The sequence below is a fragment of the uncultured Mailhella sp. genome (assembly GCF_963931295.1).
Classification (GTDB): Bacteria; Desulfobacterota; Desulfovibrionia; order Desulfovibrionales; family Desulfovibrionaceae; genus Mailhella.
In genome coordinates, this window is the sequence record NZ_OZ007001.1 from 384,118 (window position 1) to 402,502 (window position 18,385).

Sequence of the window (18,385 nt, forward strand, 5' to 3'; positions counted from 1 at the left end):
ATATATCCCTTCCTGACCAGAACAGGAAACTAGAAACGCAGCATGCGCTCCGTTTTTTTCTTCAGAAATTCCACGTTGGACTTCAGCGGTTCGCCCTTGCCGTCGTGCCCCTCAAGACGGAGCGTGTCGAGGAAGGCAAGACCGTGGGCGCTCACCTCGGCAAGATCCTTGCCCCAGATGATGGCCAGCGCCAGGTTGGGATCGAACTCGGTGGGAATGGTGTAGGGATGCTCGGGCGAGGCCGGAGGCACATGCGTGTGAACGCGGCACCATTCGTGCTCTTCCCAGCTGAAGCGGTCGATGTCGCCCACCCAGGGGGAGAAGCCGTTGTCGGGGTCTTCGGCAATGATGCGGTATTCCACGCCCACGCCGTGGAAGGTGATGTCGTCCTGCGTGTAGCCGAGCGGATCACCGAGACCGGTGCGTATCTGTTCGGCAATGAGATCGACTTCCTTGCCCTTCACGCGGCTGATGGCCGCCGACACGCCGTTTTCCACCTGAATGCGGGTGTTCACTTCCATGAGGAAGGGATGCCCGTCGCGGGTGACGATCCATTCCCAGGTGCCCACGCTGTCGTAGCCCACCTTGCGCGCCATGTTCAGCGAATGCATGACGATCTCGTCGAGCAGGGCCGCGGCGTCGAAATCGTACTTGATGGACGACGGATCAAAGCCCGGAGCCACTTCGAGACGCTTCTGACGCCCCGTGGACTGAATGGAACAGTTGCGCGTGCCGAAATGCACCGGATGACGCCCCGTGCGATCGGAAAGCACCTGAACTTCCAGATGATTGAAATCCTTGATGCGCTGCTCGATGAGCACGCCTTCGTCCTTGAACTGACGCATGGCGTAGTTGCGGATGCGGCGGTACACCTGACGGAACATGTCGATGTCATAGACTTCTTCAATGCCCATGCCGCCGCCGCCCGCCGAGGCCTTCACCAGCACCAGCGGACGCGCAATCCCCTGCTGCATCTGAAAGTCGAAAAGCGAACGCGCAATTTTTTCGGCTTCAAGCTCGTCGTAGATGGGACGGTCGGAACCGGGCACCGTGGGCACCCCGAGCGAACGCGCCAGACGCTTGGTGTTGATCTTGTCGCCGAGATCGCGGATCACCCGCCACGACGGCCCCAGAAACACCAGCGGACGCTCGCGTTCCGTGACCCGACGCGCAAAACGAAAGTCCTCGGCAAAAAAGCCGTAGCCCGGATGCACCGCCGTGGCCCCGGATTCGTCGGCCACGCTCAAAAGCTCGTTCGCGTCGTGATACGAAGATATGCGGTACAAGCTCTTCTCGCCGCCCACTTCGCGGGCCAGCAACACGTGACCGGAACTCGCATCCTCCGCCGTGTAAACGCATACAAAATCAAGTCCGAGCTTTATGCATGCCTGAATAATGCGAACCGCAATCTCGCCGCGGTTGGCTATAAGCACTTTATGCTGTTTATTCACGCCATTTCCTTATTGCAAAGGGGAAAAGGCCATAAGACCATAGAATAGTGAAACAATCTGATAAGGCGATCCTCTCCTCCCGCCTTATCCGCAACATGACGCAACTGGCGCAACGCGCCCGCCCGACCCCGCACTTCATGCAGAAGCCGAGCTCAGCGCCGCTCGCGCGGCCGCCTTTTGTGGGGCGATTATACCTTCCAAACAGAAAGAATCAACCCCCCCTTCCTTAATATCCTCTTATTTACGGATAGAACGGGTTGAGAGGAAAGGATCAGGCAAGAGCATCGGGGCTCCGCCCGCCCCCCGGAAAGGCAGGAAAGGCAAAAAGGCAGGAAAGGCATGCGGGGGAAATAATTTCCCCCGCGCCCCCCTGTTTCTGCCTCCCGGCTTCGCCGGTTCGGCAGGACGCCGGCGGGAATATGTGCGTTGCCGAAGATGGCGGGAGTTTGGAAAGGCGGAGGCTGCGAGGCGCGGAAAGGCCCGGCGGGCGCTGTTGGGTCTGCGTACGCAGTGCAGGTGTGCGCTTCCGCGCCCACCTGCGGCGGCCGACTCCTGTCCGGCCTGCGCCGGACAGTCGTGCCAAAGGATGAGATTTCCAGATGTTGGGGGGATGAAGGAACATCAAGGGCCGACAATGCAGACCGTAACATGTTCTCTCAACACTCAGGGGAAACACGGGCGACTTCGGGAAGCCGAACCGGGCAGTTATGTCAACCGGAAATGCTTTCCAAATATTGAGAAAAATCAGGGAAGCCCATGCAGACCGAAAGGCACAGTCTCAATATTATGGGGAAGGCGAGCGGAAAATATTCTTCCATCCCCGGCGCTCAGGACTTGCCCCGCCACGCCCAGAGGGCCAGAACGCACAGCACCACGACCACGCAGGCCAGCAGAAAATCGGGAATCTCAACAAAGCGCGGGAGCACCAGTTCCGCCGCCAGCGACGCCACCACCAGCGCAACGGCTGTCAGCTGGCCGCGGCGTCGTCGTCCGGCCTGCGCTTCCCTTTCCTGCTCGAAACGGGCGCGTTTCGCTTCTTCCGCGGGCGTTTCCGACACGCCGCGACGCTTCAGTTCTTCCGCCCGCAGCGCTGCCGCTTCCGCCGTGAGCTTCGCCGGATCCAACGCCTTCAGTTCCTCATCCGTCATCGACGCATAACGCTCGGCTATCTGTTCATCCGTCACTTTCATTCCGTATTCTCCATCCTTTCCGCATCGCATTCCGCCGCTTCCGCCTCCGCGAGCCGAACACTCCCCAAAAACAACGCGGCCTGTGCGCCCATCGACACCCGGAGCCCCTCCCCCGCCTCATACACAAACTTTCGGCGAAATTCCCCGTCGTTTCAATGATAAGAACCCCGCTGCGCACAGGCGTCAACGCGCACTCCGCGTTTTCTCATCCATGCGCCGCCGCAGTCCGAACCGGCTCTCCCCACCGGCAACAACGACTCTTTCCCCCGAAACGTCATACTACCTGAACCCGTCCGGCAACAAAAGCCCCATTGCAATCATCTGGAAATCCTTCCTTACTCACACGGATTCCGGCGAGGCCGGAATCCGTGTCGGCCACCGCAGGTGTGTCCGACAGGACACACCTGCACTGAGGCAGCAGACCGAACAGCGCCCGCCAAGCATCCCGGCATCCGCAGTCCCCGCCTTTCCAAACGCCCGCCATCTTCGACAACGCTCTTTGCCTGCACGCTCCCGCCCCGCCGAATGGCGCAGCCTTCGGCGGAATCAGGGGGGTGCGGGGGGAATTATTTCCCCCGCATGCCTTTCCTCTCTTCCTTTCAGTTTTCGAGATGGGCCTGGAGGAAGAGGCTTTTTGAGAGGGCGTTGAAGAAGTCCTGGTAGATGATGGGGTCTTCGATGGGGGTAACGTTGTACTGGGCGCTGGCGCGGACGGTCATTTGCGCTTTGCCGCGGGGCATGACGTTGACGGTCATGCGGACGGTGTATCCTTTAAGTTTGGTGCCGGTGACGCTGCCGAGGTCGAGGGACGCCTTATCGATGACGAATCCGAGGTCCTGGAGGGTGGCGATGACGGCTTCGACGGTTCTCTGCTTATCGGAGGTATCGAAGTAACGGGTCTGGATCTGGCGCAGGCGCAGCTGCGAGGAGCCGCCGGACTCGAACAGGCCTTCGGCGGCGGGCACGGCGCAGCCAGCACAGAGCAGCACCACAAGGGAGAGAGCAAGAGCCATGAGCTTTTTCATATTTCGTGAGCCTCCAAAAAGACGGACTTGGAAAGTTTATCGTAAAATTCCCGGTAGATGGCGGGATCGTTGATCTGTTCGGCGCGGGTGATCTGTCCGGCGGTGTCGAAGATGATGCGCTGGAACGTCACCCGCACAATGGATTCTCCGCCGCTCGACTGCACGCTCAGAATCTTTTTGAGATCCGCCTCTATCACCTTGACGGCGTTGTCGGCGGCCTGTCTGGCCGCCTTGTCGCTCACGTCGCGGGAATAGTTCTTGCGCAGTCCGGCGGCGATGTTCCTTTCGATGTCGGCCCGCACGGAGGTCAGTTCCGCGGAGGAAAGGTTCTTCATCGGAGCGCGGGAGCCCGGCGCGCCGGTATTTTCCCGCATCACCATGGACACGCGTATGGTCTGATGCGAATCCACGGGAACCTGACCGCCTCCGAGCGCCGCAATGATGAACGCGCCCGCAAGCTGCGTGGTGCTCGACGCGTCGCGCTTCTTCGAGCCCACCAGCACGCCGAGCGGCACTTCCGCCTCCTCAAGACTGAAACCCAGATCCTGAAGCACTCCCGTAGCCGCGGCAAGCATGGCGGCCTTGTCGGTGGTGTCGAAGCGCCGGGTCTGCATCTGACGGCTCTGGAGCGAGTCGGGCGTGAGCAGAAGCGCGTCTCGGGGAATCTGCGTGGAACAGCCTGCAAGCATGGTCACGCACAGAATCAGCATAAACACTTTTTTCACAATATATCCTCACGACATTAATTGTCCGGTAAAAATCCTTGAGCTTTCGGGGAGATTCCCGCAGATTTGCGCTGCTGCGGACGCTGGGGAGATTGACCGCGCGTTCCCGGGAGGGATCCGCTCCACGGCGAAGGGTTTGCGGCAGGCCGCAGCAAGCGGCGGAGAGAGTCCAGCACCCCACGGTGATGCGGCCACCCGCAGCGCGTGACGGGCAGGCTTCCGGCAGAGAGAAAACACCGGCTCCCCGGCTGACGCGGAATTTCCGCTCCAAGGCGAGCCGCGCCGCACCGGCCTCTCTTTCCCGGCCTGACGACGAAAATCTTCGGAAGCGCTTCTCCCTCAAGAGGTCTTCGCCCCTGCCCGGAAGGACGGATCATCAGAAGCTGGACTGCCGATAGCTGTAGTCCCGAACCTTGCCGTTCTCGTCGAACTTGATGATGATGGTCAGAGTGCGCTGATTCGTGGCCGACGCTCCGCTGCTGCGTTCCACGTTGCCGGTCGCGCCGCCGAGAAGGCCGCCGGCGCCCAGACCGAACACCCCGCCGAGCAGTCCGCCCACGCCGCCCTGCGAGGCGGAATAGGCCTGTTCCGTGGCAACCTTGTCGTACACCCAGGTTTCGCGGCGTTCGCTGTCGGTGGTCACCATGTTCGGCGAACCGAGTATGGACACCACTTCGGCACTCGACATGCCTTCACGAATCTCTCTCTGCACCTTGCCGACGGAAATTCTGTCCGCCGTGTCGTCGCGCACCGCTTCCCGATGCTTTCCCGCCGACATGCAGCCGCTGACACCAATGCTGAGCACCATAACGCCCGTCACAAAAATCCTGTTCATTTCTCACCTCTTATCGTTGTTTTTTTCTTCCCGGAATCAGGGGCGGGAAAAGGAGTTTCACCCTATATCGTTAAATTTGTCACATGGGAAGCGTTTTTTTACCCTTGCGGCGCAAAGAATTTCCGACATTGCGTCCAGAAAAGGACGAACAAAAGGCGGAGTCTGAGGAAGACGAGATAGAAAGATTGCGGGGAAAGGGGAAAACCCTTTTGAAAAAGGGCTTTTCCCCTTTCCCCGCACCCCTATCCCCTTTCCTAAAACTTTTATTATTACAAGCGGTTTTCCTGTTCTCAGGGCGCACGAACGACGTTTTCTTCCACCGTCCCGCCTGCCGGTGCACACGCTGTCGCAAAGCTCAAGCTCCATGCGATCGCCTTGCGTCCGCCGCATCCCGTTTGCACAAGGCATGCTGTACGGCCTGCATCACTTGCACGACGGGCATTGCGTTTAACGGCGGGGGTGAATCCCGCCTGCTTATGCCCGTCGGCCGGGCTCCTGACGTCGCCCGGGGCCCCAGTGCGTTGAAAGACGGCATTCCGGCATGCACTCTCCCCCTCGCCCTTTGCCTCGGGCATATTCTTCCCGTTCACCCTGTCCTGCCGAACCGGCGAAGCCGGGAGGCAGACTCAGGGGGGCGCGGAGGGAATTATTTCTGACCTTGCAGCGTCCCAACGACTGCGCAATCCCGTCTGCGCCGGACACGCTGTACGACCTGCGCGACTTGCACGACGGGCATTGCGTTTAACGGCGGGAGTGAATCCCGCCTGCTTATGCCCGTCGGCCGGGCTCCTGACGTCGCCCGGGGCCCCAGTGCGTTGAAAGACGGCATTCCGGCATGCACTCTCCCCCTCGCCCTTTGCCTCGGGCATAATCTTCCCGTTCACCCCGTCCTGCCGAACCGGCGAAGCCGGGAGGCAGAAACAGGGGGGCGCGGGGGGAATTATTTCTGACCTTGCAGCGTCCCAACGACTGCGCAATCCCGTCTGCGCCGGACACGCTGTACGACCTGCGCGACCTGTACGACGGGCATTGCGTTTAACGGCGGGAGTGAATCCCGCCTGCTTATGCCCGTCGGCCGGGCTCCTGACGTCGCCCGGGGCCCCAGTGCGTTGAAAGACGGCATTCCGGCATGCACTCTCCCCCTCGCCCTTTGCCTCGGCCATAATCATCCCGTTCACCCTGTCCTGCCGAACCGGCGAAGCCGGGAGGCAGAATCAGGGGGGCGCGGGGGGAATTATTTCCCCCGCATGCCTTTCCTGCCTTTCCTGCCTTTTCTGCTGCTCTGAATAATGAAACGGCGTGTTTTTCGGCGCGAGCTGGACACGGTGGCGAAAAAAGGTATAGTTTGAGTTTTAGTTTAACTTTTTCCGGGGATTCCCGGCGGGGGAACATATGGGCGACGAACTGAAGCGGCTGTACATTGAGCCCACGTCGCGGTGCAACTTGCGCTGCGCGATGTGCTTTCGCAACAGCTGGATAGGCGAGAGCACGGGGGACATGGACGAGGAGGCGTTCCGCGCGGTGATGGAGCATCTGCCCGCGAGCGTGGACACCATATTTTTCGGGGGCATGGGCGAGCCGCTGGCGTATCCGCACATTGTGGACATGGTACGCGCGGCGTCGGCATCGGGCCGCCGGACCGAACTTCTGAGCAACGGCTCGCTGCTCGACGAAGCGCACGCCGCCGCCCTGCTCGACGCCGGTCTCGACATGCTCTGGCTTTCCGTGGACGGCTTCAAGGAAGAACGCTACGAAAGCATTCGACGCAACGGACACCTCGCCACGCTCAAGCAGCACATCATGACGTTCAACCAGCTGCGCTTCGCCCTGAACCGCGAAGTGAAGCTCGGGCTGGCCTTCGTGGTCATGAAGAGCAACGTGCAGGAACTCGCCGATCTGCCCTACTTCGCCAGCTACTACCGCGTAAACGAAGTGAACATTTCCCACGCCATTCCCACCGACGAGCACACCGAATCCGAGCTGCTCTACCGCAACGTTATCGGCAGCGACCTCGGCGGCGACAACGTGCCGCCTTCCGCACCGCGCATCCACCTGCCCCTCATGGACTGGACTCAGCCCGGCGCAGCCCAGGCCGCCGCCGGACTGCTCAGCGCCGGCATGTGCGAAATATTCCTGTCGGGCCAGCGCCTGCACCGCCCCGCCCGCCGCTGCCGCTTCATCGACGACGGCATCGCCTTCGTGCGGCACGACGGCTTCGTCGCTCCCTGCATGTCGCTGCTGCGCACCTCCCGCCTCTACTGGGGCGGCAAAACCCGCGTCAATCAGCACCACTTCTTCGGCAATGTCCGCGACACCCCCCTCGACACGATCTGGAACTCCCCGGACTACGCCGCCTTCCGAAGCAAAGTACGCAACTTCGAGTTCTCCCCCTGCTGCCGCTGCTCCCAGTGCGACAACTGGGAAAACTCCCTCCCCGACTGCTACGGCAATAATACCCCTACCTGCGGCGCCTGCCTCTGGTCCGAAGGCATCATCTCCTGCCCGTAAAGGCAGAAAAGGCAGGAAGAGAGGAAAGACAGGAAAGACATGCGGGGGAAATAATTCCCCCCGCGCCCCCCTGATTCTGCCTCCCGGCTTCGCCGGTTCGGCAGGACAGGGTGAACGGAAGATTATGCCCGGAGCGAAGGACAAAAGGGGAAGAGCAGGCCGGAAGGAAGTCTCTCAATACCCGGGGCCAGCACGTCAAAAAACACTTTCCGGTTTACTTTCACGCTCCTCGACATTCCCTCCCACAACTATCTGGAAATCCTATCCTTTAACACGACTGTCCGGCACAGGCCGGACAGGAGTCGGCCACCGCAGGTGGGTCCGACAGGACACACCTGCACTGAGTCCGCAGCCCGAATCGCGCACGCCAAGCGCCCCCTCGCTGTCCCAGCCTTTCCGAACCACCACCCATTTTCGGCAACTCGCCCTGCCTTCCCGCCAGCGCCCGCCGAGGGCGCAGCCGTCGGCGGAATCAGGGGGGGACCGGGGGGGATTATCTCCCCCGGCGGGCCCGGGGCAGCGCCCCGAGGGCTCCGGCTTGTCACTCTTCCTCTCAATCCTGCCTTTCCGGATGCATTTCCGCCCGGCGGGGCAGGTGTGAGGGAGGGTTGCAATCTCTGCTTCCTTTCTTTATACTTCGCTGTTTCAAAGAGTACATCATCCGTCCGGGGCGGCTTCGAGAAGGGAGCGGCTCCGGGCAGGTTTTCCGCCGCCGCCCGGCAGGGTTTCGGCGTCGGGCTGCGCGTGCGCGCGGGTCGGCGTTCGGAGGAGTCGGCGCAGTCCGCGCGAAGGCAACTTTTTTCAAACCAAGTCAAAGAAGGAATGCGAACGTGAGTTCTCTCGCCCGTAACGAATCTCTCCGCAATATCGCCATCATTGCCCACGTCGACCACGGCAAGACCACCCTGGTGGACGGTCTCTTCAAGCAGAGCGGCATGTTCCGCGCCGATCAGGTGGTCGACGACCGCCTCATGGACAGCATGGAACTCGAACGTGAACGCGGCATCACCATTTCCGCCAAAAACTGCGCCGTGGGCTGGAAAGGCGTTCGCATCAACATCCTCGACACCCCCGGCCACGCCGACTTCGGCGGCGAAGTCGAACGCGCCCTCTCCATGGTTGACGGCGTGATCCTCCTCGTGGACGCTGCGGAAGGTCCCCTTCCCCAGACCCGCTTCGTGCTGCGCAAGGCCCTCGGTCTCTCTCTGCCCGTGATCGTGGTGCTCAACAAGATCGACAGAAAGGACGCCCGTCCCGCCGAAGTGCTCAACGAAGTCTATGACCTCTTCATCGACCTCGACGCCAACGAAAGTCAGCTCGAATTCCCCGTGCTCTACGCCATCGGCCGCGACGCCGTGGCCATGAACAGCCTGAACGACGAGCGCAAGGATCTTTCGCCCCTGTTCGACGCCATTCTCAAGTACATTCCCGCTCCCACGTACGATCCCGAAATGCCCTTCCACATGCTGGTGGCCGACCTCGACTATTCCGACTATCTGGGCCGTCTGGCCGTGGGCCGCATCCGCAACGGCCACGCCCACACCAAGGACGCCCTCGTGTGCATCGGCGAAAACGGCACTCCCCGTCCGCTGCGCGCCACGCGCTTCCAGGTGTACAAGGGCAAAAGCCTCGTCGATGTGGATGAAGTCGATGCCGGCGACATCGTGGTCATGGCGGGCATCGAAGATGTGACCATCGGCGACACCATCTGCACCGCCGCCGATCCTTCTCCGCTGCCCCGCATCAAGGTGGACGACCCCACCGTGTCCATGCGCTTCGGCATCAACACCTCGCCCCTCGCCGGCCGCGACGGCAAGCTCGTGCAGGCCCGTAAAATCCGTGAACGCCTCGATCGCGAAGCCCTGCGCAACGTGTCCATCCGCGTGGAAGACACCGAAGATCGCGACGCCTTCCTCGTGAAGGGCCGCGGCGAATTCCAGATGGCCATCATCGTGGAAACCATGCGCCGCGAAGGATTCGAGCTCACCGTGGGCCGCCCCGAAGTCATCTTCAAGGAAATCGACGGCCAGAAGTACGAACCCATCGAAGAAGTCTCCATCGACTGCGACGAAATCTACATGGGCGTGGTCACCGAAAAGCTGAACTTCCGCAAGGGCCGCATGACCAACTGCATCAACAACGGCACCGGCCGCGTGCGCCTCACCTTCTCCGTGCCCGCCCGCGGACTCATCGGATACCGCGACGAATTCCTCACCGACACCAAGGGCACCGGCATTCTCAACTCCGACTTCAGCGGCTACGAACCCTATCGCGGCGACTTCCTCACCCGCATGACCGGTTCCCTCATCGCCGACCGTCCCGGCAACGCCGTGGCCTATGCCCTCTTCAACCTCGAACCCCGCGGCAGACTCTTCGTCGTGCCCGGCGATCCGGTGTACGAAGGCATGGTTGTGGGCGAACACAGCCGCGACAACGACATCGACGTCAACGTCACCAAGGAAAAGAAGCTCACCAACCTCCGCGCCGCCGGCCACGATGAAAACATCATCCTCACCCCCGTGCGCCCCATGTCCCTCGAACAGTGCCTCAACTTCATGCGCGAAGACGAAGTGCTCGAAGTGACGCCTCATTCCCTGCGTCTGCGCAAGGCCGTGCTCTCCTGCGCCGAACGCTACCGCATGGGCGGCGGCCGCAAACGCGTGTAACTGATTCCTGAAAGGCCCTCGGCTTCTGTCCGCAGGGCCTTTTTTGCAGGCTCGAGCAGCCCCCCCCCTGCGACTTCCGACTCCGCTCAGAACGCGCCGCCGACGAACCGGGCCTCACCTCAACCGGAACTTTGCTCCGCTCTCGAGGAGTCGTTATGAAAACATCCGGTCGCCGTTCGCTCATCTTTCTCATCTACCTGCTCGCGTTCATATGCGCCATAGGCAATCCCGTGGCCGTGCCGAGCCTGCCTTTCATCATGCGCGACTTTGCGCTCAGCCCCATTGAAATGGGCATGGTCATTTCCATGTTCGCCCTGCCCGGAGTATGCGTTATTCCGCTTTACGGCGTGCTCAGCGACCGCATAGGTCGTCGCCCCATGCTGCTTGCCGGACTCATCATCTGCGTGGCGGGTTCCCTGCTCTGCTGGGCCGCCCCAAACTTCGGCTGGCTGCTCGTGGGCCGCGCGCTTCAGGGCCTCTCCATCACCCCGCTCGAAGCCATGTGCAATACCCTCGTGAGCGATCTCTTTCAGGGCGAGGACCGCATGCGCTTCGTCACCAAGGCCACGGCCATGCAGTATTTCAGCATTGCCATCACACCCATCATCGTTACCTGGATACTCAGTTTCGGCACCTGGCGCACAGGTTTTCTCTTCGCCGTCATTCTCGGCGCTGCGGCGCTTATCGTCAGTCTGCCCATCGGAGTTCCGCAGTCGCCCTCCAAAGGCGTCAGCTTCAGGGAGTACGGCAGCCATCTGCTCACGCTGCTCACCTCGGGCCGCGTGCTTTCCCTGTTTTCCGTGCGCATTGGTTCGGCGCTGGTCATTTTCGGGGCCGTGTATCCGCATCTTTCCCTGCTCGTGGACAAGAGCTACCACCTTTCTCCCGATCTTGCGGGGGTGCTCTTCTCCCTGTACGCCGTGGGCATGTTCGTGGGCGCCATGTCCACCCAGTGGGGCATGAGGCATCTTGCCGCCCGCACGATAGGCCTTGTCGGCGGCCTCGAACTGTGCCTCTCCATGCTGCTCCTGCTCTTCGGCTCCGGCCTCGTCGAAGCCGTGCCCGCCCTCTTTTTCGTGGGACTCGGCACCGGCACGCTCAATTCCTGCTGCGCCGGACACGTTTCCCTCACCGCCACGCCCGATACCCGCGGATCCATCATGTCCGCGTACTCCACCATGTTCCGGCTGGGACAGACCTTCGCCCCCATCCTCTTCGGCCTCTGCTATCAGTACGGCGGCTTCACCGGCGTGTTCGGCGCGGGACTCATCACCTCGCTGCTCGTCACCGCAGTCGCGCCCCTCTCCTTCGCCTATGCCGACCGCATGGAACATCAGCACGGCGATCTGCACCATACCTGATTCCGCACGGAATGAGCAACGCCGTGGCCCTCCGGCTCCGGATACAACGCCCTGAATAACTATTTCCGACCTTTCAGACCTTCGACGAACACGCAGCCCCGTTTGCGCAAGACACGCTGTACGGCCTGCATCACTTGCACGACGGGCATTGCGTTTAACGGCGGGAGTGAATCCCGCCTACTTATGCCCGTCGGCCGGGCTCCTGACGTCGCCCGGGGCCCCCGAGCGTTGAGAGACGGCCTTCCGGCATGCCTCCCCCCCTTCGCCCTTGCTCAGCGCATACCGTTCACCCTGTCCTGCCGAACCGGCGAAGCCGGGAGGCAGAATCAGGGGGGCGCGGGGGGAATTATTTCTAACTTTGCAAAGCTCCGACGAACACGCAGCCCCGTTTGCGCAAGACACGCTGTACGGCCTGCATCACTTGCACGACGGGCATTGCGTTTCACGGCGGGAGTGAATCCCGCCTACTTATGCCCGTCGGCCGGGCTCCTGACGACGCCCGGGGCCCCCGAGCGTTGAAAAAAACGCCTTCCGGCCTCCACTCTACCCCTCGCCCCTGGCCTCGGCCATAATCTTCCCGTTCACCCTGTCCTGCCGAACCGGCGAAGCCGGGAGGCAGAATCAGGGGGGCGCGGGGGGAATTATTTCCCCCGCATGCCTTTTCTGCCTTTCCTCTCTTCCTGCCTTTCCTGCTACTTGCGTTTAGCGGGTTTGGCGTCGGGTTCCGGGGGGAAGAGGATGTTGTAAACGGCCTTGGTGACGGGGCCTGCCACGGCGCCGCCGCCGCCGCCGTGTTCGATCATGGTGACGACGACGACGCGTTTGCCGTCCTTTTCGCCCCAGGAGCCTATCCAGGCGTGGTCGCGCTGGCGGAATTCCATTTCCGCGGTCTTCACACGGCGGTCGCCCTGCATCTTGATTTTGACCACCTGCGCGGTACCCGTTTTGCCGCCTATGGTCATATCCTTTCTTTTCAGCACCTTGGCGGTCGCGCCCGGGGCTTCCACGGTCTGCACCATGGCTTTTTTGATCCATTCGCGGTGAGCGTCGGAGATGGGCGTCTTGCCCGTGACCTCGCGGGGAGCGTCGGCAATGAGCTGGGGCTTGAGAAGATAGCCGCCGTTGATGATGGACGAAAGAAACACGGCGGTCTGGAGCGGGGTCACGAGCACATGGCCCTGCCCGATGGACGCGTTCACCGTATCGCCCTGCTGCCAGGCTTCGCCGAAGCGGCGCTTCTTCCAGTCGCGGGAAGGCACAAGGCCCGTGGTCTCGTAGGGCAGATCTATGCCGGTTTCGCGGCCGTAGCCGCAGGCGCGGGCAAAGGCTTCCATGTTGTTGATGCCCAGCTTCACCGCCATGCTGTAGAAATACACGTCGCAGGAATAGATGAGCGAATGCTCCATGTCCACGGCTCCGTGCCCGCCGCGCCGCCAGCAGCGGAACGTATGATTGCCGAGGGTGAACTGTCCGGGACAGAACACCTTTTCCTGCGGAGACACGCCGTGCTCAAGCAGCATGCCCACCATCATGAGCTTCCACACCGATCCCGCAGGATAGGCGCTCTGGATGGCACGGTTCTGGAGCGGAAAACGCGGATCGCTGCGCAGAGCGTTCCAGTCGCGCGCCGAAAGCCCGCCGATGAAGATATTGTTGTCGTAGGCAGGACGCGTCACCAGCGCGAGCAGCTTGCCGGAATCGGGATCCATGACCACCACGCTGCCCGAATAGTCGCCCATCGCCTCCATGACCGCGTGCTGAAGCCGCGAGTCGATGGACAACGTCACGTTCTGCCCCATGTGCGGCGATTCGATGAGCGTACGGCTCAGCGGCCTGCCGAGCACGTCCACTTCCAGCCGGTACAAACCTTTTTGTCCGCGCAGACGCCGTTCCAGCACGCTTTCGAGGCCCTGACGCCCCACCATGTCGCCGAGCGAGAGGTCGGGATCTTCGGCGAGTTCCTTTTCGCTGGCTTCGGCCACGTAGCCCAGAATGTGCGAAAACGCCTCCCCTTCCGGGTAGTAGCGCCGAGAATGCGTCACCACGCGCAGACCGGGCCACTTGTAAAGTTCGGCCTCAATGGGCGCCACCTGCTCGAAAGGCATGTCGGTGAGCAGCAGGATGGGGTCAAAACTGCGGCCCTTGCTGCGATCCTGCTCATAGCGCGCGTGAAGACGATCGAGCGGCACGCCGGTCCAGGCGCTCACCTGCGCAAGCGCCGCCGAAATGTCCGGACAGTATTCCCGCACAAGCGCCAGTCCGTACGCCGTGCGGTTTTCCGCCACCAGCTCGCCCGACGCATCATAAATTTCGCCGCGCGGCGCAAAAATACGTTCGTCGCGCAGGCGGTTTTCCTGCGCCATGCGCACGTAATCCGCGCCGCGGTGTATCTGCAGATACCAGAAGCGCGCGCAGAACAGCGCAAACAGCAGCACTATGCAGCACTGGAGAAGCAGAAGTCCGCTTTTCGGCGGCTGATATTCATCGTTGCCGGTTTCTATCTTCATGGATCACCTTGCGGCGCAGCGCCGCGGCCACCCACCACACCCACGGCGTGAACAGCGCCTGAAACAGGCATTCGTCCAGAAGCAGCGAGGGATTCCACGGGATGTCCTGAAGCGCGGAAAGCGTGGCGAAAATCAGATAATGCGCGCAGGAAAGCAGTATGCCGAACAGCGCCACAAACAAAAAGCCCGTGCCCTGAAGCAGGCCGCAGCCCACATGAAACACGATGGCCGCCAGCGCGTACCACAAAAGCGTGCCGCCGAAAGCCATGCTTCCCATGCCTTCCTGAAGCAGCACGAAAAACGCGCCCACGGCCAGAACCTGCGGAAAATTCCGCTCCTGAAGCGCCAGAATGAAGCCCGGCAGCAGGAAATCAAGACCGGGCAGCAGGGCCTGAAGCGCAACGCCTATGAACGCATAGCAGAGCCACCAGCCGGCGCTCGCCCAGCTCATTGAGCGCCTCCCGCTTCGGGAGCCGGTTCCTCGGGCTTTTCCAGCACCGGCGTGCGGCGGGTATAGACGGCGTCGCTCTCGGGCGTGATGGAATCGGCAGGCCGCTGAAGCAGAAACACTTCCTCAAGACTGTGGAAATCCACGAGAGGTTCGGCCTGAATTTCGAGCACCGACGCCCCGGAACGCGACGCCCCGCCCGTGGATATGGCCGTCACGCGGGCCACGGGAATGCCCTTGGGATAGCAGGAATCCACGCCGGAGGTGACCAGCAGCTCGCCCACGCGCACGGGAGCGTTCTGCCGCACGAAACGAAGTTCGAGAGGCAGTCCGGGGCCGCCGCCCGAAAGTATGCCCTGCACGCGCCCCTCGGACGTGATGACCGCCACGCGCGAGCCGGTATCGGTGAGAAGCAGCGCCACGGAGGTGCTGGGGCCCGCCTTGAGCACGCGGCCCACCACGCCCGCCCAGGACGTGACCGGCGTGCCCGGCGCGGCTCCGCTCATGTAGCCGCTCGAAAGCATGATGGTGGAAAGCGCCGCATTGGGGCCCATGCGCCAGGCCAGCACGCGGCTTGCGCGCGCAGGCCACGACGCCGGATACTCAAGATGCATGAGCCGACGCAGACGTTCGAGTTCGGCGCGTTCCTCGCGGGTTCCGGCGAGGCGCTGTTCGAGAATGCGGAGCCGTTCGCGCAGCTCGTCGTTCTGACGGCGCACGTCGCGCAGATCGACGTAGCTGTTCCACACGTCGGAGAGGGAATCCTCAATGCTGTCGAGGCCGCGCATGATGCCCCCGGTGAATTCGAGTCCCACGGCGGCGCACAGCCTGTCCCACTGTCCGGTGCGCTGGTTCCAGGTGTAGATGCCCAGAAAAAGCAGCAGCGTGCAGATGATGAGAAGAATGATGCGTCGGGGCAGCAAGGCGGGGCGACTCCTGCGTTGGGCATGAAATCCCTCCCCCGGTCGGCAGGGGAGGGATCAAGAGCTAGTCTATGCACACCTCGCGCATGGTGCGCATGTTGTCGAGCGCGATGCCCGTGCCCATGACCACGGTGGCGAGGGGATCGTCCACGCTGAAGATGGGCAGCGAGGTGTCTTCGCGCAGAAGCTGATCCAGACCGCGCAGCAGAGCGCCGCCGCCGGTGAGCACGATGCCGCGTTCCACGACGTCGGCGGCGAGTTCGGGCGGGGTCTGTTCGAGGGCCTGACGCACGGCCTGCACAATGGCGTCCACCTGCTCGGCGATGGCCTTGCGCACTTCTTCCGAGGTGATGATGATGGTCTGCGGGATGCCCGTGACGAGATCGCGACCCTTGACCTCGATTTCCTTTTCCTCTTCCATGGGATAGGCGGAGGCGATCTGAATCTTGATTTCTTCGGCGGTGGATTCGCCGATGAGCATGTTGTACTTGCGCTTGACGTGGCGGAGAATGGCTTCATCCATCTTGTCGCCGCCCACGCGCACGGAACGGGAATACACGATGCCCGAAAGGGAAATGACCGCAACTTCCGTGGTGCCGCCGCCGATGTCGACCACCATGTTGGCGGTGGGTTCCTGAATGGGGAGATTGGCGCCGATGGCCGCGGCCATGGGCTCCTCGATGAGGAAGACTTCACGCGCGCCGGCGCTGAGCGCGGATTCCTTGACCGCGCGCTTTTCCACCTGAGTGATGCCGGTGGGCACGCAGATCATGATGCGCGGACGCACGAGACGACGCTGATTGTGAACCTTGGAAATAAAATACCGCAGCATGGCTTCCGTCACCTCGAAGTCGGCAATGACGCCGTCCTTCATGGGGCGGATGGCGCGAATGTTGCCGGGAGCGCGACCGAGCATGCGCTTGGCTTCGGAACCGACGGCGAGCACCTGATTGTTGCCGCGGTTGTCTTTCTTGACCGCCACCACCGACGGCTCGCGGAGCACAATGCCCTTGCCCTTGACGTACACGCAGGTATTTGCGGTGCCGAGGTCAATCGCGAGGTCGTTGGAGAAAATACCGAGTATCATATCAAAAATCTTGGCCATGGGGATTTCTCGCAAGGACGTATGGAGTATGGAATGGGAGGTTCTAGGCACAGAAAAGGCGCGCTGTCAATAGTACGCGACCGTCCGGCCCGCCGTCCTCCGAGTGGCGCGGAACGCCTTTCGGAACCAGACAGCTTTCCATCGTATTTGCGCTCTTGTCAATATTTTTAATGGGTGAACGCGACATTTCTCCGTCAAACCTCGTTCCGCCGAGGGGGATGAGGGAAAACGGAGGGACGCCGGGCGCTTTCCCCCGGTCGTCGGAAAGCACGCTCTGCCTCGGGAAAACGCTCAGTCGAGGAAGGGATTCCGCTCCGGCGCGTCGCAGTCCTTGCCCTGCCACCAGTCGTTATACGCCAGCACGGCGTCGATCATGTCGAGGGTGCGGCGCTTGTCCGCCGCCCAGGCGGGAGCGACAAGCTCGCCGGGCGCAGGATCCGCGCAGAGCCTGTGAATCACGACGTTCGACGGCAGCAGCGTGAGCGCCCGCGCCGCCAAAAGCGCGTATTCCTCCTGATCGAGCAGGCGCAGCTCTCCGCTCTTCCACGCCCGTTCCACGGCCGCGCCCTTCGGCACGTACAGATTGTGCAGCTTCACCCCGTCCGCGGGCAGGCCCGAAAGCCAGCGCGCCGACTTCAAAAAGTCCTCGCCGTCCTCGCCCGGAAGCCCCGCCATCAGATGCGCGCACGTCTTCACGCCAAATCGCGCCGCCAGCCGGAGCGCCCTTTCCGAATCCTGCGCCGTGTGCCCGCGATTCACGCGCCGAAGCGTGACGTCGCTGCACGTCTGCACGCCCACGTCCAGCCAGAATTCCCGCCACGGCGCCGACGCCATCAGCCGCATTTTCTCTTCATCCAGACAGTCGGGGCGCGTGCCGATGCACGCCCCGACAAGCCCGGGCAGCGCTTCCAGCTCCTTCAGCATGGCCGACAGCCGAGCCGCCGGCCCGTACGTGTTGGTAAACGACTGCACATACCCCAGAAACAAACGCGTGCTCTTCATTCTGGGCATGGCCGCATACCGCGACCGCCAGCGCTCCCACTGCTCCCGAAAGCTCCCCAGCCCCACGCCCGGCCCGGAACCCTCCGCATTGCAGAACGTGCATCCGCCCACGCTCAGCGTTCCGTCCCGGTTCGGACACCCCGACCCGGCATCCAGCGTGATCTTCTGCACCTTCTCCCCAAACTCGCCCCGTAAATGCCCGTCCAAACTCCGATACCGCAGCTGCCGACTCATCTCGCACCCCCTCCCCCTCTACTGCCGCAAAACCCCTCCCCCCGCAACTGGAAAAGCAAAAAGGCAGGAAGAGAGGAAAGGCAGGCGGGGGAAATAATTCCCCCCGCACCCCCCTGATTCTGCTTCGCAGCTAAAGCTGCTTCAGCAGGACAGAGTGAACGGGAAAATTATGCCCGAAGCAGAGGACGAACGGGAGTGAGTGCAGACCGGAAGGCACTCTTTCAGCGAGCTGCCCCCCGGCGACGTCCTCATCCGAACATTGTTGTTTCAAGCGCATGTATTGAGACTTCCGCCTTTTTCTTTAACTTCTGAAAATCCTTTCCTTTGGCACTACTTGCGGCCCAGGCTCTCGCACCATCGCTTTCCCCATCAGTACCGACTGGCGTTTCCCCGGTCTCGGCCAAT

13 protein-coding genes are annotated in these 18,385 nt (G+C 62.1%); 3 read left to right on the top strand and 10 right to left on the bottom strand.

The features are described 5' to 3' along the window. Positions 1-29 precede the first annotated feature (29 nt). The 5 genes from ABGT79_RS01595 to ABGT79_RS01615 all read right to left on the bottom strand — a co-directional run bounded on the left by ABGT79_RS01595 (position 30) and on the right by ABGT79_RS01615 (position 5,226). Positions 30-1,451 (bottom strand): biotin carboxylase N-terminal domain-containing protein, encoded by a 1,422-nt coding sequence (locus ABGT79_RS01595; RefSeq protein ID WP_346664704.1) that lies wholly within the window; start codon positions 1,449-1,451, stop codon positions 30-32. An 827-nt stretch (positions 1,452-2,278) separates the two neighbouring features. Next, the gene (locus ABGT79_RS01600) at positions 2,279-2,641 is read right to left on the bottom strand and encodes a hypothetical protein (protein ID WP_346664705.1); all 363 of its coding nucleotides are present in this window, start codon (positions 2,639-2,641) and stop codon (positions 2,279-2,281) included. A gap of 599 nt (positions 2,642-3,240) precedes the next feature. Beyond that, positions 3,241-3,666 (bottom strand): hypothetical protein, encoded by a 426-nt coding sequence (locus tag ABGT79_RS01605; protein WP_346664706.1) that lies wholly within the window; start codon positions 3,664-3,666, stop codon positions 3,241-3,243. Further along, positions 3,663-4,391, bottom strand: a complete 729-nt coding sequence (locus ABGT79_RS01610; RefSeq protein WP_346664707.1) for a hypothetical protein — start codon at positions 4,389-4,391, stop codon at positions 3,663-3,665. Before ABGT79_RS01610 ends, ABGT79_RS01605 begins: the two co-directional genes overlap by 4 nt. Before the next feature lie 376 nt (positions 4,392-4,767). After that, the gene (locus ABGT79_RS01615; RefSeq protein ID WP_346664708.1) at positions 4,768-5,226 is read right to left on the bottom strand and encodes a hypothetical protein; all 459 of its coding nucleotides are present in this window, start codon (positions 5,224-5,226) and stop codon (positions 4,768-4,770) included. Positions 5,227-6,618: 1,392 nt separating this feature from the next. Here ABGT79_RS01615 and ABGT79_RS01620 point away from each other — a divergent pair. From ABGT79_RS01620 to ABGT79_RS01630, 3 genes are all read left to right on the top strand, one after another. Then, the gene (locus ABGT79_RS01620) at positions 6,619-7,734 is read left to right on the top strand and encodes a radical SAM protein (RefSeq protein ID WP_346664709.1); all 1,116 of its coding nucleotides are present in this window, start codon (positions 6,619-6,621) and stop codon (positions 7,732-7,734) included. 830 nt (positions 7,735-8,564) lie between these two features. After that, entirely contained in the window at positions 8,565-10,400 is a 1,836-nt protein-coding gene (typA, locus tag ABGT79_RS01625) for a translational GTPase TypA (RefSeq protein WP_346664710.1), read from the top strand. A gap of 155 nt (positions 10,401-10,555) precedes the next feature. Further along, positions 10,556-11,761, top strand: a complete 1,206-nt coding sequence (locus ABGT79_RS01630; protein ID WP_346664711.1) for an MFS transporter — start codon at positions 10,556-10,558, stop codon at positions 11,759-11,761. 692 nt (positions 11,762-12,453) lie between these two features. Here the strand turns inward: ABGT79_RS01630 and mrdA are convergent. The 5 genes from mrdA to ABGT79_RS01655 form a co-directional block, all read right to left on the bottom strand. Beyond that, positions 12,454-14,268: a penicillin-binding protein 2 gene (gene mrdA / locus ABGT79_RS01635; RefSeq protein WP_294488183.1), complete on the bottom strand. Its 1,815-nt coding sequence runs from the start codon at positions 14,266-14,268 to the stop codon at positions 12,454-12,456. After that, positions 14,243-14,719: a hypothetical protein gene (locus ABGT79_RS01640; RefSeq protein WP_346664712.1), complete on the bottom strand. Its 477-nt coding sequence runs from the start codon at positions 14,717-14,719 to the stop codon at positions 14,243-14,245. The genes mrdA and ABGT79_RS01640 overlap by 26 nt, the downstream gene beginning before the upstream one ends. Beyond that, positions 14,716-15,639 (bottom strand): rod shape-determining protein MreC, encoded by a 924-nt coding sequence (gene mreC / locus ABGT79_RS01645; protein ID WP_346664713.1) that lies wholly within the window; start codon positions 15,637-15,639, stop codon positions 14,716-14,718. Before mreC ends, ABGT79_RS01640 begins: the two co-directional genes overlap by 4 nt. Positions 15,640-15,703: 64 nt before the next feature. Beyond that, a complete protein-coding gene (locus ABGT79_RS01650) occupies positions 15,704-16,744 on the bottom strand; it encodes a rod shape-determining protein (RefSeq protein ID WP_294446731.1) in 1,041 nt (346 codons plus the stop codon). Between the two features lie 291 nt (positions 16,745-17,035). Then, positions 17,036-17,980, bottom strand: a complete 945-nt coding sequence (locus tag ABGT79_RS01655; protein ID WP_346664714.1) for a TIGR01212 family radical SAM protein — start codon at positions 17,978-17,980, stop codon at positions 17,036-17,038. Between the last annotated feature and the right edge of the window lie 405 nt (positions 17,981-18,385).

What these genes read in the sequence shown, in the direction of transcription:
- ABGT79_RS01600 (WP_346664705.1), bottom strand. Translation starts at nt 2,641, where the DNA reads ATGAAAGTGACGGATGAACAGATAGCCGAGCGTTATGCGTCGATGACG.
- ABGT79_RS01605 (WP_346664706.1), bottom strand. Translation starts at nt 3,666, where the DNA reads ATGAAAAAGCTCATGGCTCTTGCTCTCTCCCTTGTGGTGCTGCTCTGT.
- ABGT79_RS01615 (WP_346664708.1), bottom strand. Translation starts at nt 5,226, where the DNA reads ATGAACAGGATTTTTGTGACGGGCGTTATGGTGCTCAGCATTGGTGTC.
- ABGT79_RS01620 (WP_346664709.1), top strand. Translation starts at nt 6,619, where the DNA reads ATGGGCGACGAACTGAAGCGGCTGTACATTGAGCCCACGTCGCGGTGC.
- ABGT79_RS01630 (WP_346664711.1), top strand. Translation starts at nt 10,556, where the DNA reads ATGAAAACATCCGGTCGCCGTTCGCTCATCTTTCTCATCTACCTGCTC.
- mrdA (WP_294488183.1), bottom strand. Translation starts at nt 14,268, where the DNA reads ATGAAGATAGAAACCGGCAACGATGAATATCAGCCGCCGAAAAGCGGA.
- ABGT79_RS01640 (WP_346664712.1), bottom strand. Translation starts at nt 14,719, where the DNA reads ATGAGCTGGGCGAGCGCCGGCTGGTGGCTCTGCTATGCGTTCATAGGC.
- ABGT79_RS01650 (WP_294446731.1), bottom strand. Translation starts at nt 16,744, where the DNA reads ATGGCCAAGATTTTTGATATGATACTCGGTATTTTCTCCAACGACCTC.
- ABGT79_RS01655 (WP_346664714.1), bottom strand. Translation starts at nt 17,980, where the DNA reads ATGAGTCGGCAGCTGCGGTATCGGAGTTTGGACGGGCATTTACGGGGC.